At 66.8% G+C, this 12,973-nt stretch carries 12 protein-coding genes and 1 pseudogene; 5 read left to right on the top strand and 8 right to left on the bottom strand.

Annotation, left to right across the window (positions count from 1 at the left end; genetic code table 11):
- Position 1 precedes the first annotated feature (1 nt).
- A complete protein-coding gene (locus AB0G13_RS23285; protein ID WP_357877801.1) occupies positions 2-169 on the bottom strand; it encodes a hypothetical protein in 168 nt (55 codons plus the stop codon).
- Between AB0G13_RS23285 and AB0G13_RS23280 the strand changes: the two genes are divergently transcribed.
- The gene (locus tag AB0G13_RS23280) at positions 90-593 is read left to right on the top strand and encodes a cellulose-binding domain-containing protein (protein ID WP_357877743.1); all 504 of its coding nucleotides are present in this window, start codon (positions 90-92) and stop codon (positions 591-593) included. The genes AB0G13_RS23285 and AB0G13_RS23280 overlap by 80 nt on opposite strands.
- Positions 594-700: 107 nt before the next feature.
- Here AB0G13_RS23280 and AB0G13_RS23275 read toward each other — a convergent pair whose 3' ends face one another.
- The 3 genes and pseudogenes from AB0G13_RS23275 to AB0G13_RS23265 all read right to left on the bottom strand — a co-directional run bounded on the left by AB0G13_RS23275 (position 701) and on the right by AB0G13_RS23265 (position 2,762).
- Entirely contained in the window at positions 701-1,012 is a 312-nt protein-coding gene (locus tag AB0G13_RS23275) for a hypothetical protein (RefSeq protein WP_357877740.1), read from the bottom strand.
- Positions 1,013-1,119: 107 nt separating this feature from the next.
- Positions 1,120-2,121 (bottom strand): annotated as a pseudogene (locus AB0G13_RS23270) (polymorphic toxin-type HINT domain-containing protein).
- A gap of 446 nt (positions 2,122-2,567) precedes the next feature.
- Positions 2,568-2,762, bottom strand: coding sequence for a hypothetical protein (locus AB0G13_RS23265; protein ID WP_357877737.1), 195 nt, complete (start codon positions 2,760-2,762; stop codon positions 2,568-2,570).
- 175 nt (positions 2,763-2,937) lie between these two features.
- Between AB0G13_RS23265 and AB0G13_RS23260 the strand changes: the two genes are divergently transcribed.
- The 3 genes from AB0G13_RS23260 to AB0G13_RS23250 all read left to right on the top strand — a co-directional run bounded on the left by AB0G13_RS23260 (position 2,938) and on the right by AB0G13_RS23250 (position 5,020).
- Positions 2,938-3,591 (top strand): recombinase family protein, encoded by a 654-nt coding sequence (locus tag AB0G13_RS23260; protein WP_357877734.1) that lies wholly within the window; start codon positions 2,938-2,940, stop codon positions 3,589-3,591.
- A gap of 205 nt (positions 3,592-3,796) precedes the next feature.
- A complete protein-coding gene (locus AB0G13_RS23255; protein ID WP_357877731.1) occupies positions 3,797-4,384 on the top strand; it encodes a hypothetical protein in 588 nt (195 codons plus the stop codon).
- A gap of 24 nt (positions 4,385-4,408) precedes the next feature.
- Complete coding sequence (locus AB0G13_RS23250; RefSeq protein ID WP_357877728.1) at positions 4,409-5,020, top strand: hypothetical protein; 612 nt, start codon at positions 4,409-4,411, stop codon at positions 5,018-5,020.
- Between the two features lie 160 nt (positions 5,021-5,180).
- Here AB0G13_RS23250 and AB0G13_RS23245 read toward each other — a convergent pair whose 3' ends face one another.
- Positions 5,181-7,121, bottom strand: a complete 1,941-nt coding sequence (locus tag AB0G13_RS23245; RefSeq protein WP_357877725.1) for a Tn3 family transposase — start codon at positions 7,119-7,121, stop codon at positions 5,181-5,183.
- A gap of 268 nt (positions 7,122-7,389) precedes the next feature.
- Between AB0G13_RS23245 and AB0G13_RS23240 the strand changes: the two genes are divergently transcribed.
- Positions 7,390-10,692, top strand: coding sequence for a hypothetical protein (locus tag AB0G13_RS23240; RefSeq protein ID WP_357877722.1), 3,303 nt, complete (start codon positions 7,390-7,392; stop codon positions 10,690-10,692).
- A 449-nt stretch (positions 10,693-11,141) separates the two neighbouring features.
- Here the strand turns inward: AB0G13_RS23240 and AB0G13_RS23235 are convergent, their stop codons facing one another.
- From AB0G13_RS23235 to AB0G13_RS23225, 3 genes are read right to left on the bottom strand one after another with little or no spacing between them, the layout of a single operon-like run.
- Positions 11,142-11,840, bottom strand: coding sequence for a hypothetical protein (locus AB0G13_RS23235; RefSeq protein WP_357877719.1), 699 nt, complete (start codon positions 11,838-11,840; stop codon positions 11,142-11,144).
- A gap of 14 nt (positions 11,841-11,854) precedes the next feature.
- A complete protein-coding gene (locus AB0G13_RS23230; protein WP_357877716.1) occupies positions 11,855-12,484 on the bottom strand; it encodes a sigma-70 family RNA polymerase sigma factor in 630 nt (209 codons plus the stop codon).
- Positions 12,484-12,711: a hypothetical protein gene (locus tag AB0G13_RS23225; protein WP_357877713.1), complete on the bottom strand. Its 228-nt coding sequence runs from the start codon at positions 12,709-12,711 to the stop codon at positions 12,484-12,486. Before AB0G13_RS23225 ends, AB0G13_RS23230 begins: the two co-directional genes overlap by 1 nt.
- Between the last annotated feature and the right edge of the window lie 262 nt (positions 12,712-12,973).

The raw sequence follows: 12,973 nt of genomic DNA, 5'->3' as shown, positions 1-12,973 counted from the left end.
GTTACCGGCACCCCAACCCGCCACCCACGACCGCGCCGCCGACCACGCCCCCGCCGACCACCCCGCCGCCGGGCGGCGCCGGATGCGCGGTGAAGTACACGCCGAACGCGTGGGGCAACGGCTTCACCGCCGACGTGCAGGTCACCAACACCGAGTCGAGCGCGGTCAACGGCTGGACGCTGACCTACAACCTGCCGGCCGGGCAGCAGGTCACCAGCGCGTGGAACGCCACGGTGAGCCAGAGCGGGTCGACGGTCACCGCGCGGAACATCAGCTGGAACGGCTCGCTCGCCCCGGGCGGCACGGCCAGCTTCGGGCTATCAGGGCACGCTGAGCGGGGCGTACTCGTCCCCGACCAGCTTCACGCTCAACGGGGTCACCTGCTCGCGCGCCTAAAGACGTACGGACATGGTGCAGGGGCGCAGCCTTCCGGCTACGCCCCTGCACCCAATACGCCCCATGGTGCACCATGCAGCGCGCCCATCAGAACTTCTCCTCGATCCGGCAGGGCATCTGTTCCGCTGAATCCAACGCTCGCTCCGGCAAGTCATACTTCGTCACAGGGGCGCGGCCGGCTGGCCGCGCCCCTGTGACACAGCGAGCAGGTCCGGACGGTCACCTTCTCTTGCCGAGAAGAGCGCCGGCCAACCGCAGGGCCGCTGATCGCTCCGCTCGCCCCGTCACAACCGAAAGGCGACCGCTATTCGCCTCGGCCTTCAGGAATACGCCCCAGTTCTGCGGTCGCCTTCCGAATGGTCACGAGCAGCACCGATCTCTCATCATCAACCATCGCCACCTTACCGCCCGCCGAACGATGCGCTGATTCGAATTTAATCCAGGATTCGTAGATCGTACGCACCGCTTCGGAGGCTGCCCGCCCAATCTCAAACTGACGTCGGAGTGGCAGCGGTGGATCAATGTGACCCATCCACAGTTCTAGGCGCGCCTTGGCAGCAGCGAATTCAGCAGCAGCCTCCACGAGATCATTGCCGATAATGTTACTGCCGATCATCCGTACTACAAGATTCAGCGCGACTGAAGCAGTCGGGGCACGAAGCTCTGTCGGGGGTTCCCAATTCGCGGGCTGATCCGCAAGCCATCCCCAGCCTTCAGCACCCACTACAACTTCCTTCGCGGGTACAAGGAGTTGTCCAGCCAGCCTACGATATTTTGCGAATCGCTCGCCGGCACGCTTACTCCACCTGCGTCGAGAATCCGAGCACAGTACGTAACGCAATTATTTGTATTGTTGTCGTGCGGGCCGAGGTTGAAATCCTCCATGGCATCCTGCGCCTGTTGCGCCCTCTTTGCATTGGGCAGCGGGACCCGAATGACTGTAGTGCCAGGGGAGTGCGCCTTCGTCCGAACGCTGGCAACCGAGTCCAAACCGGGGCACGACCCAGCCTCGGTGTGCAGGGTCCGATCACCATGCGTCACTGCGATGGATGCGTGCCCCTCGACGTCATCGAAAAACACCTCAGCATATCCTTCGCCGCAGTTGTGTACGAGGACCGGAGTGTTGCCGGCCACCACATAGTACGTGTGGATGTCGTCGATCGTGAGGTTGTGGACCCGCGCCGGCTCCGTCCACTGCCGGGTTGCGCTGATCTGCACATGGGTACCGGCCGAGGTGCGCAGCCACTGGCCAGCCCGCAGATCGGCGGCGTCGACCTACTCGTCGAGCCCCGGCACCCAGAACGGGTGGTTGTCCGTGGCGACGACGCTCTCCGTGGCGTCACCGCTGTCGCCGTCGGGGTCGATGGTGACCTCGACCAGGTTCTTGGTGCCCTGGCCGATGATGGTCGCCACCACGGGTTTGGCTGTCGTCTTGCCGGTCACCGGATCGGTCACCAGCACGACGTCACCGGTCTTGACGTCCTCGATCGGCTTGCGCGACCCGTCGGCCATCACCACCAACGTGCCCGGCACGAAGCTGTTCTTGCACTTGATGAATGCCTTCGCCTTGTCGACCAGATCGACGAGCAATCCCTTGACGCGGCTGACCAGCGCGGCGGCCTTCTCCCACTTCCATGGCGCGCCGTACCTTGCGGCCAGCTTGCCGAGCGCACCACCGAAGGCGGCCGACACCACGTTGACCGCTGTGGCTATGCAGCCGTCCATGTCGCCCTTGAGGAAGCAGTCCAGGGCATCGGTGATGCCCAGCTCCTCCATCGCGATCTTCCCCAGGGCCTTGGCGACGTTGAGCATCCTCGCCTTGGCCTCGGCGATGCGGCGCTGCCGCTCCTTCTCCGCGGCTGCCCGTGCCGCCGCGGCCCGCTCCTCGGCCGACGCCCGCGGGTTGTTGTGCACGTTCTTCGTCGGCTCGTCCGGGTCGTACGCGCCCGAGCAGCCACCGCAGCCGTCGTTGTGGCCCTTGACCTTGTGGTAGTTGCCGTACATGTCCTCGTAGTCGGCGCCCGGGCCGCAGGCGTCGTCAGAGCACGCCCGTTGTGAGCCGTTCTAAGGCTCTAAGTCGGCTCGGCTCATGCCCCCGTAAGAGGGCCTTTGGTTGTGAAGGCGCGGAGGGCTGCTGAACACGGAGGCTCCCGGGCTGGCGCGGCCGGGGGTCAGTCTCCGAGGGGAGCGCCCGCGCCGGGCTGCGCGACCTCGGGCCAGTCGCACTCGGCTCCGGTGTGGAGCAGCGCAGTCCGGTCGGCGCGGCGCAGGTGTCCGGAGGTGCGGGCGCGGATCGCGGCGAGCGCGGCCTCGGCGGCCGGGCTGCGCCGGCCTGGCTCGTGAGGACCAACGTTCGGGAAAGTCACGCTAAGGGTGATCTTGGTTCGGGTTGACCCGTCCCGGAAACGAGGGTTTCCGGGACGAGCCGTCGCGGGTCATGCGCCGCCCCTGTTTCCGCAGGTCGCCCAGTCCCGAAACCCGTCCCCAAACCGGCGTGTCGCCAGTGAGGTTGTGGGACGTTTTCGGGACCATGCTTAGCGCATGGCAACCGCCCCCACTGCGCTGCCGGCCGGCGCCGCGCGGCCACACAACCGGATCCGCGTCGGCTATGCCCGCGTCTCGACCCGCGGCCAGGATCACCAGGCGCAGCTCGATGCCCTCGCTGCCGCGGACTGCCGGGAGGTGGTGGCCGAGACTGCGAGCACCCGCGGTGAGCGGCCGAAGCTGCGCGCCACCCTGGAGCGGCTCCAGCCCGGTGACACCCTGGTGGTCTACAAGCCGGACCGGGTGGCCCGGTCGATGAAGGAGCTGCTGGTCTTCGTCGAGGACGAGCTGCACGCCCGGGGCGTCGTGTTGGAGATCTTGACCGGGGTGTGCGCCGGCGTGCATCGTCCCGATGGCGCCACCATCGCCGACCGGCTGCTGTTCGCCGTCGCCGCCCTGGCCGCCGAGCTCGAACGCGAACTGATCCGCGAACGCACCCTCGATGGGCTACGGGCGGCCGCCGCGCAAGGCCGACGCGGCGGCCGTCCGGTCGCCGTCAACGCCGACCAGCTCGACGTCGCCCGAGCCCGGTTGGCCCGCGGCGAGTCCGTGACCGCCATCGCCGCGCACCTGGGCGTGGGCCGCTCCACGCTGTACCGGGCGCTGCAACCCGACGACGGTGCGGATCAATCGTCGTCGGGATCGGTCTGATCTGGGCGCACAGCTTATTTAAACCAGGCGATCGCCCCCAGAGGTTCAGCCTGGGCATGTCGGCCATACAAATGGCCGTATCGCAGGCCGACGGTGAGTGCATTACCTATTGTAGGCGTGCACGCACGGAAGGTGCCGTCAGCGACGGAAGGTGCTAAAGCGGCGGTAGCACTGCGCGCGTCAACGACGACGGGGGCCGCGAGAGATGGTTCTGAGGTATACGGCGGACACGGCCGCAGCGGCCTGGCTCGCGACGTCGCGGACTCCGGCGGAGCAGCTGATCACCTTCGGGCCCTCCGGCTACGAGGCGTACGTCCGCCTGCGGTACATCCCCGATCCCACCTCGCCCGATCAGCGCGAGACCGACGCCGATATTCCGGCCGACCGCGAGTTGTGGACGCCGCAGGCACGACGTGCGCTGCACGTCCTCGCGGAATTCACGACAACGCCTGACCAGTGCTTCTTCTGCGTCTGGGAAGGCGCCGCCGGAAGTGCCCTGTCCGCGACCGAACGGCACGGCCCGATGGTCACCGTTCCGCACCGCCGGTACGTCCTGTTCACCGGCCGTCTCGCGGACTACGTCGAAGGCCACGACGGGCCGTTCGACGGCGACTCCGCTGTGGTCCCCGCCTTCGTCTGGCCGGCCGATCGCCGTTGGTGTTTCACCAGTGATGTCGACACTCACTGGGCAGGGATAGGCGCTGATCGGAGCGCCGTCGACACGCTACTGAGCACCTTCGGCCTTGACGTGGTCCAGGCCATGCCCAGCGAGCGCCCACCCGCCTATCGGTAGGTCACCAACCACAGGGGAGGAACAGTGACGCAGTACGCAACGACGCTTATGCGGGTCGCGGTCGCGGCAAGTGTGGCGTTCGCAGGCATGAGTTTCGCCTCGCCGGCAGCCGCGCAGCCCCGTGTCCAGCCCGACCATGTTGTCTCCTACGCCGAGGCCGTCCCAGGTCTCGAACCGCCTGGTCTCGCAGACCACGCGCGGTACGTCGACGAGCAGGGCCGGGAGATCGATCCGGCGACGAACGGGCTACAGGACGGCGGGAACGAGACAGCGGCGATCGGGTGCACGCCCGTCACCCTGCCGGACAATCCTCACTGGTCAACGCCAGATGTCTCTGGGCACGGGCAGTGGGACAAGGGCGACTGCACCGCAGCCACCGCCCACGTCAAGAACTGCCTCTACGAGTACTACACAGACGGCACATACCGCCGTAAGGCATGTTCGGAGACGGTGCAGCTCAAGCCCAAGTCGGACAGCAACAACCGAACGACGGCGCGCCGAACCTGCGATTCGACAGGCGAACTGATCTCCTGGCGCAACCACGTCGACGTCGACGTCGACGGCCAGATCGATCCGTCAGGCACCGAATACCGCCAGGCGAACGTGTACTGCGTCGTCACCGGACCAGATCAGTAACTTCAGCCCCTGACACACCACCGGAACGGCCCGAGAGCAGCTCGCTCTCGGGCCGTTCCGGTGCTGGCCCTTAACGCCAAGATAAGTTGCTTGGCGGGCTGGGACAGCTACCCAAGCGCCGGGCCGCCTTTTGGGCGACTTTCGGCATTTATGGCGCGGATCAGCCGTCGTCGGGGTCGGCCTGATCGGGGTCACGCAGTGGACGCCAGGCACCGCCGAGGTCCGGGAGCCGGAACGAGTAGTGGCCGTGGACGTTGATGTGACGGCGCATGTAGGCAGATAGGCGAGCTACATCGTCGTCGAGCACCGGATAGCCCTGAGCGCGTAGTTCGGCCAGGGCCCGGTCCAGGTAGACCGTGTTCCACAGGGTCACGCAGTTCAGGACGAGTCCGAGCGCGCCGAGTTGGTCTTCCTGCCCGGTGCGGTACGCCTGGTGCAGCTCGCCCTTACGACCGTGGAAGATGTGCCGGGCCAGGTCGTGGCGGCCCTCGTTGAGGTTGCGCATGGCCTTCATCTCGCGGCGGTAGGCGGGGTCGTCGACGAAGGTAAGCACGTGCAGGGTTTTGAAGATCCGCCCGTACATGGCGAAAGCCTCGCCGAGCTGGGTGGGCCGTCCGTCGCGTTGCAGCATGCGGATCACGTCGTGGGCGGACACGGTGCGGGTGTGGATCGAGCAGATGATCCGCAGGATGTCGGGCCAGTGCCGGGTGATCTTCTCAAGGTCGATTCGTCCGCGGGCGGCTCGGTCCAGGGCGGCGTAGTCCGCCCCCCGGTTGATTCGCCACAATTTCGCGTCGGGCAGGTCGGCCAGCACCGGCCGGTAGTCGAACCCGAGCAGAGTGACGATGGCGAACACGATGTCGGAGTAGGAGCCCTGGTCGGTGATCAGGACTTCCGGGCGGCGGTCGCTGTCGGGGTTGAACACCAGGTCCACGAAGTGCAGGGTGTCTTTCGCCGCGCCGGACACGACCCGGCCGGCGAGCCCGATCCGCTGGTCGTTGATCATGTTGAGCCAGGTCACGCCCTTCTTGCGGGCGAAGTACTTCGGGCTGGGTCGGGCGTCGATGCTGCGTACCGGCACCACGAACCGGACCCCGTCGACCGCGGCGACCATGCCGCCACCCCATGCCCGCGCCAGGTCGATATCGCCTTGGGCGTCGATGAGCACGGCGTTGGCCGCCGCGTAGGTGTCGGGCCGCAGGTAGTGCTGGTCGACGTGGGCCAGCCGGCCACGGGTCAACGCCGGGATGTCCGGGTCGATCACCGGGGGCAGGCCGACGTTGAGCGAGTGCGCCGTCAGCAGCGCCGCCACCGAGACGTGCAGGTCCGCCAGCCTGGCCCGGCCGCCGGTCACTGAGGTGAACGCCGCCGGGAAGCCAGGGTGCCAGCTCATCACCTCCAGGACCTGCTCGGACAGGTCGACCCGGGGGATCATGCTCTCCAGGCGTTTACGGAGGTCGACCAGGCTCGACGGGTCGTCCAACGCGTCGTCCTTGCCCAGGTGCAGCCGCCCGCCGGCGTCCACGGTGAGGCTGTCGTTGCCGTCCAACCCGGCCGCGGTCGTTCGCCACGCCTCATCCAACTCCGCGGCGTGAGCCTCCAACAGCACGGCGGGGTCCTCCGACAACAGCAACGCCGACAGGACCGGTCCCTTCACCGCGTCCCAGCCGTCATCGGACAGCAGCCTCGCCCGCGGGTCGGCGAACCGGTCGGAGACCCGGGCGAAGATGTCGCGGCGCTTCAGCCCGGTGTGGAACAGCTCCAGCACGCAGAACACGTAGGCGTTGCGGTCCACGCAGCCCTCGGGCCGGTCTGAGGGAAACACCAGTTGGTCCCACCAGCCCCGGGGTACCAGGCCGATGTCGACCTTCCGGGCGTCCAACCAGCCTTTGGGCACCCGGACGGTCTCCCCGGCGTCGATGAGTTTCGGCAGGGCCCTCATCGCGTTGACCACCCGCACCGCCTCCGCGGTCGCCCCGAAGTCGATCACCTCACACAGCATCCGCACGAACCCGCGCACCGTGTTGAACCGCTCCACCACCTGCGCTCGCCACTCGCCGTCCGGCGCCGTGAGCTGCGCGCGGAGCGGGTCGGGGTCCATGCCTACAGCGTAAACCGCAGGTGGCCTGGATGAGTTCGGCCGGCTGGATGCCTGTGGTTGGGTCGCTGTCCTGATCACGGCTGGGGCCGCCTGACCGGTAGAGCTGCGGGGGCTCTTGCTGGAACGGCAGGGCGGGGAGTGGACAGCTAACTGCTTGGCCCGCTCCCCGCCTTCGCATACGGGGCCGGGTGGGGGCAGTAGGTGTGCAGCCCGCCATCAGTGCACCATGATGAACGGCGCCAATCCCTCCACTCCCAGGAGCCGTCGCATGGCCAAGACCTTGAGTTACGCGGACGCCGCGGTGCTGCTTGGTGGGCGGAACAGCCCGGTAGTCACGGCCTTGGACCGCGTCACTGGGGGTTTGATGCTGAGCGCGGCACCGGTCTTTCCGGCGGTACTCGCATGGTTCGACGCGAAGGCGGAGTTCGTCCGGCTCGGTCATGAGCTCGTGCGAGGGCTTACTGAGCGGCGCAGTGGTCTGTCACGGTACGGCCGGACTCAACGGATCGAGGCTGCGCACTCGGTGCTGGTGGTGACCGCGTACTTCGAGAAGCTGGCGGCAGCGGATCTGCCGTTCCGCTTCACGGATTTGGCCCTGTCTCGCCCGGAGCAGGTGGCGCTGGGGACGAACGCTGCGGTGATGGCCCACGTCGCCGAGTCGGGTCTGGCCATGCCGGTGCCGTTGCCGCAGCCATATGAGCCCGACGAGTGGTTCCGCGAGCGTCTGATGCACTACTACAGCGGGCTTTCGGGGAGAATGCACGCTTTCATCAGAGGCCTGCACATCGGGGATCTGCAAAGCGAGGGCGCGGAGCTGCGTACCAGCGCCGTGCTCAGCAACCTGCCCATGTTGGCCGTTGAGCGGTACGCCGAGCTTGTCCGGCAGCTCGCCGTCGACTTCCCCGAGGTGGCACTGTGGTCGGCTAGCCGGGATCACGCTGCCACCCGAGCGGAGGTACGTGATCTTGGTTCCGCGCTGTCCTCGCTACACCGGTTACTCAACGACATCTCCACCGGGCGAGTACCCGACGAGCGCCGCGCGGGACTGGCCAACGCCTATCGGGCGGCCCTGGACCGGCCCATCGTGGAGTCGACTGACGCCCCCCGGGGATTACAGATCCCCACGCTGGCGCAGGCATACGTCGAGCCCTCATTCCGGGCCGCGAAGGTGGACCCGGACGTTCGGGCGAGCGAGGAGCAGTGGTGGAATCAACAGCCGCTCCGGAACGACCTAGAGGAGTTCATTGCCGGTCATTTGACCTCGCCAGAGGCGACTGTCGCGCCGCTGCTTGTCCTCGGCCAACCCGGGTCCGGGAAGTCTGTGCTCACCAAGGTGCTGGCGGCGAGGCTGCCAGCAGCCGACTTCTTGCCGATCCGGGTGGTACTGCGCGAGGTCCCAGCGGACGCTGAGCTGCAGGATCAGATCGAGCGTGCGATCAAGGCGACCACCGGCGAGCGGCTTGACTGGCCAGCACTGGTCCGGTCGGCCCCAGACGCACTACCGGTGGTGATGCTGGACGGGTTCGACGAGCTGCTCCAGGCAACCGGGGTCAGCCAAACCGACTACCTGGTGAACATCGCCCGATTCCAGCGTCGAGAGGCCGACCAGGGCCGGCCGCTGGCCGTTGTGGTAACCAGCCGCACCAGCGTCGCGGATCGCGCGCGACCGCCCGAGGACACGGTCGCGCTGCGGCTGGAGCCGTTCAACGACAACCGTGTTGCGGCATGGCTGACTATCTGGAACTCCACCAACACGAACCACTTGACCGATCGCGGCCTTGAACCGCTGCCAGCAGCGGCGGTCCTGCGGCACCGCGACCTGGCCAGCCAACCGTTGCTACTACTCATGCTCGCCCTCTACGACGCAGACGACAATGCGCTGCAGCGGCTCGCTGGAGACCTAGGCCGGGGAGAGCTGTACGAGCGGCTGGTGCGTAACTTTGCGGCGCGAGAAGTGACCAAGCACCGCCCTTCACTTAGCGAACGAGACCTCAACCGGGCCATAGATGAGGAGCTGCACAGGCTAGCGGTGGTGGGCCTTGCCATGTTCAACCGGGGCACTCAATGGATCACCGAAACGGAACTGGAGGCCGACTTGGCGGCCTTGTTCGGCCGGCCACCGGCGGCTGACCCTCGAGACCTGCGCGCGCCCCTCGGCGCGGCCGAGAGTGCGCTCGGCCGGTTCTTCTTCATTCACCGCTCACAGGCCACCCGTGACGGCGCCGAGCTGAGGACGTATGAGTTCCTGCACGCAACCTTCGGCGAGTTCCTGGTGGCCTGGCTCGTCTGGTTGGCACTGCACGAGGTCGCCGCTCGGCAAGCCGCGACGGCGTTCGCGACTAGTCCTGGCCAAGCCGACGACGACCGGCTACACGCGCTGCTGTCATTCGCGCCACTTTCGAGTCGCGCACCAATCCTTAGCTTCCTCAGCGAGCGAGCAGACGCGATGACAGCGGCCCAGCGGAGCAATCAGACCGATCTGGTGATCCGATTGTTCCAAACAGCCCACGACCCGCGGCCACCTCGCACCCACGAGGGCTACCAACCCCGCCGACTGCCTCTGACCACCCGGCACGCAGCGTATAGCGCAAACCTCGTGCTACTGGCCGTCTGCCTGGCCAGGAAACTGACCGCGGCACAGCTTTTCGGCCCGACCACCCAACGTGTGGACCACTGGCACCGAGAAGCCCTGCTCTGGCGCTCACAGCTCAGCAGTGAGGATTGGTCCGGGATCGGAGCAAGCCTCAGGCTTCACCGGATGTGGGAAGGCGATCTGCGGGACTTACAGCTTGAGCTGGCTACTAGCGAAATCAAGCCACCACCAATCGACCCGGCCTGGACGTATGGATTGGCTATCCCCGATCACCGCATTGATGTCTACGGGCAGCACAGCCCGGCGGTGTTGTCCCGTAAGGGATACCTGCAGTGCGGTAACCTGGATGACGTCGTCCTGCATACGATCGCGCCGCTGCTTGATTACCTTGGCTCGACAGTTAACGCGTTTCTCGGGTTCGACGACGGCGAGTACGGCTCCGCCGCGCACGCGCTGCTGGACGCCTGGCTGCTGCCGACCCGCGAGCCGACCAGCGATGAACGGCATCGGACCTACATGCGATGCGCCCTAGTAGTGACAAGCCGGGCATTGAAAGACGACGAGCGGCCTTACTATGCCCGCCTGCTACTCGATCGACTCACCACGGATCCCGACGCGTCCGCCGATTTGGTAGCCGACCTGATGCACATACTCACGAGCGCCCTTTCCCTACTGAACGACAAGCAGGTAAGAGCAGCGGCCGCGCGCTGCGGCTTGGCGCTCCTTGATGGTCCCGCATCCGCGCAGGCCCCACTTCGGGAGCGAGTCGCCGATAATCTCCTCACCATGCTCTCGTGGCCAAACGAGCATGACCCCCGGCCGGTCGCCCAGGTATGGGTCCGGCTGGCAGAACTCGGTTACCTCGGTAACGATCATCACGTCGACGGCTGGCCAGCGTGGCCGGACCTGACCGCGCGGCTGATCACCGCCATCCGGAGCACCCGCAAGCGCGAGCGACAGGCGAGGAGTCAGAGGTAACCGTCCGCAAGGGCCGGCTCACGCGTGGGCTCATGTAATGCGACCGGCTCCGAACTTGGTAGATCCCCTCCGCGAGCACCACGAACGGCCGCATAGTCCGCGACGAACGCGTGCCGGGGATCTGCACGAGCGGATCACGGCTTCCAGGAAGGAATTACGTGAGCGCTGACATCATCGTCGACGGACGCCTCGTCGAGCGACACGATGGCAGTGGCATGAGTAGGTTCCTGGCCCGCACTGGCCGGACTCACCCACCACGACGCCCAGCAGCGCGATCTCGCCGCCGCACCGTCGACACGCTGTAGGAGTGCACCAGCGAGTTCGAGGAGTGGGCTGCCGAGCGGGACAACTCCGACACCTACTCGGCGACCATCGAACGGGACGTCACCAAGGTGCGCGCCGCCCGGTAGCGCGGATCGGCCGGGTCGGGCGTGTCCCGACCCGGCCGCTCACAGAAGCGCGTCGACCACGTCGTCCGACGGATCGAATAGACGCGCGACGGGCTCTTGCAGACGACTCGCCTCGACACCCCGCTTGAAGACCTCGGTCTTTACCCTCTCGATCGGGAAGCTGCTCTTGCCGTGCAGCTGCTTGAGCGCTGTGTGCAGATTCATGAAGGCTTCCGCCGTGCTGCGCACGATCCCAACAGCGTCCTCTCTGTCCACCAACTTGGCCTCGATGACACCGGGGAGGGCGCGGAACGCCCGAGCACGACGCTCTGCCTGATTCATCTCCCGCTTGATGGCGAAGGCCTGTTCGTGGCTCGGTCGTGCGAGCTGAACCTCCATGAGCGTGCTGAACATCCGGTCCGCCAGCAGCCGTACCCGCTCGAGCGTGTCTAGCTGCGGTGACACCCTGCATTCGGGATCGAAAGTCACCTTGATGATGTGATCGCAGTTGTAGGTCGTCCAGCTGATCTGCGTTCGCTCCGTCCCTGCGCGGTCCCCATCCCCATCGCCGAGCACGGCCGCGAGACCTGCCTCGACATCGATCACGTCATCGAGCTGGTCGTCCATCTGGTGGTACTGGTCCTCCAGCAGGATGTCCCGCAGACCAGCCTCGACGTCCAAGACCTCGTCGAGCTGGTCCTCGAAGCTCTTCGCCGCGGCGAGCAGCATCGCCTCGGCCTTGTCGAGTCGCCTATCCATCCCCGCCCTCTCTGTCACTGCTCGGCCCGCCCGCTGGCCTTCAGGCGCGCGGCGAGGGCCTTCCTGGCCTTGTAGAGGTTGCTTCTGACGGCCTCCGGCGTCATGCGCAACTGCTCGGCGATCTCGGCTGGCTCGTAGCCGTCGAGCGTCCAGGCCATCACCTGACGCTGCCGCGGAGGCAGCGTGCTCAAGAGCCGGAGCACCTTCTGCTGCTCCTCCCAAAGAACAACCTGATCGGGTGGCATGCGCAGCAGCGGGTTGAGTGTTGCCACGTCGTCGGTGAGCACCTCTGCCGGGTTGATGAGCTTACGGATGGCCTTGCGTGAGGCGACGGTCCTGATCCATGTGTGGGGGTTGTTGATCGTGCGCCACTTCCGATGGGCTTCGCGCATCGCTTCCTGGGCGGCGTCGGCGGCGTCAGCCGTCGAGATGCCGAGACCCGTAGCCAGGAACTTGACCAGAGGTTTGATCGACTTGCGGAAGAAGTCGGTGAACTCATCCTTGATGGCCTGCTCATCGTCATGCTGCACTTCCGGGGCGCGTTCGCAGGCCGAGGACCGACGGATGGGCTCGGTGTAGCGCTTGACCTCGATCAGCTCCCACCTCGTTGACGGAGGTGTTGCTGACTCCGCCCGCTCGTCCATCACGCGCCTCCGCGGCGCGCCGGCACGGTCAGGGTGATGCAGGACCCGTCGGCACGCTGATCGCGCAGCCGGCCGCCACCCGGTAGTGCTTCGGCTATCGCGATAAGCGAGTCACCGCGGGCCTTCTCCTGGCTCACGCGCCAGCGGGCGCGGATCCACAGTGCCAGCAGCCCGGTGAGGCTGGCGACAGCGGCGGCTGCGAGCCCACCCCGGCTGAGTACGTCCACTGAACCTCGCTTTGGTCGTTGGGGCCCGTGCCGCTGCACGGCCCTGTTAAGTAGTGGGCGCGGCCGTGTCTGAGCGTGAACGAGCCGCCCAAGATTTTTTGCAGGGCGCGCCGCCGACGGCGGATGATCCCGGGTTGCGGGCTTGCCCGCGCGCGGTGCCGAGGGGTGGGTGGGATCTCCTCGTGTCGGCCGATCTCCGATCGACCGGGCCGGCTCCGGGACGGCCAGGCTCGGCGTAGCCGACCGCGAAGCGGCTTGGCCT

Origin of the sequence: Micromonospora sp. NPDC023633, assembly GCF_040640035.1 — a bacterium.
Taxonomy (GTDB): domain Bacteria; phylum Actinomycetota; class Actinomycetes; order Mycobacteriales; family Micromonosporaceae; genus Micromonospora.
The sequence above is the reverse complement of the archived record's forward strand: the minus strand, read 5'-3'. Positions and strand labels throughout refer to the sequence as shown.

What these genes read in the sequence shown, in the direction of transcription:
- AB0G13_RS23275 (WP_357877740.1), bottom strand. Translation starts at nt 1,012, where the DNA reads ATGATCGGCAGTAACATTATCGGCAATGATCTCGTGGAGGCTGCTGCT.
- AB0G13_RS23260 (WP_357877734.1), top strand. Translation starts at nt 2,938, where the DNA reads ATGGCAACCGCCCCCACTGCGCTGCCGGCCGGCGCCGCGCGGCCACAC.
- AB0G13_RS23255 (WP_357877731.1), top strand. Translation starts at nt 3,797, where the DNA reads ATGGTTCTGAGGTATACGGCGGACACGGCCGCAGCGGCCTGGCTCGCG.
- AB0G13_RS23245 (WP_357877725.1), bottom strand. Translation starts at nt 7,121, where the DNA reads ATGGACCCCGACCCGCTCCGCGCGCAGCTCACGGCGCCGGACGGCGAG.
- AB0G13_RS23240 (WP_357877722.1), top strand. Translation starts at nt 7,390, where the DNA reads ATGGCCAAGACCTTGAGTTACGCGGACGCCGCGGTGCTGCTTGGTGGG.
- AB0G13_RS23235 (WP_357877719.1), bottom strand. Translation starts at nt 11,840, where the DNA reads ATGGATAGGCGACTCGACAAGGCCGAGGCGATGCTGCTCGCCGCGGCG.
- AB0G13_RS23230 (WP_357877716.1), bottom strand. Translation starts at nt 12,484, where the DNA reads ATGGACGAGCGGGCGGAGTCAGCAACACCTCCGTCAACGAGGTGGGAG.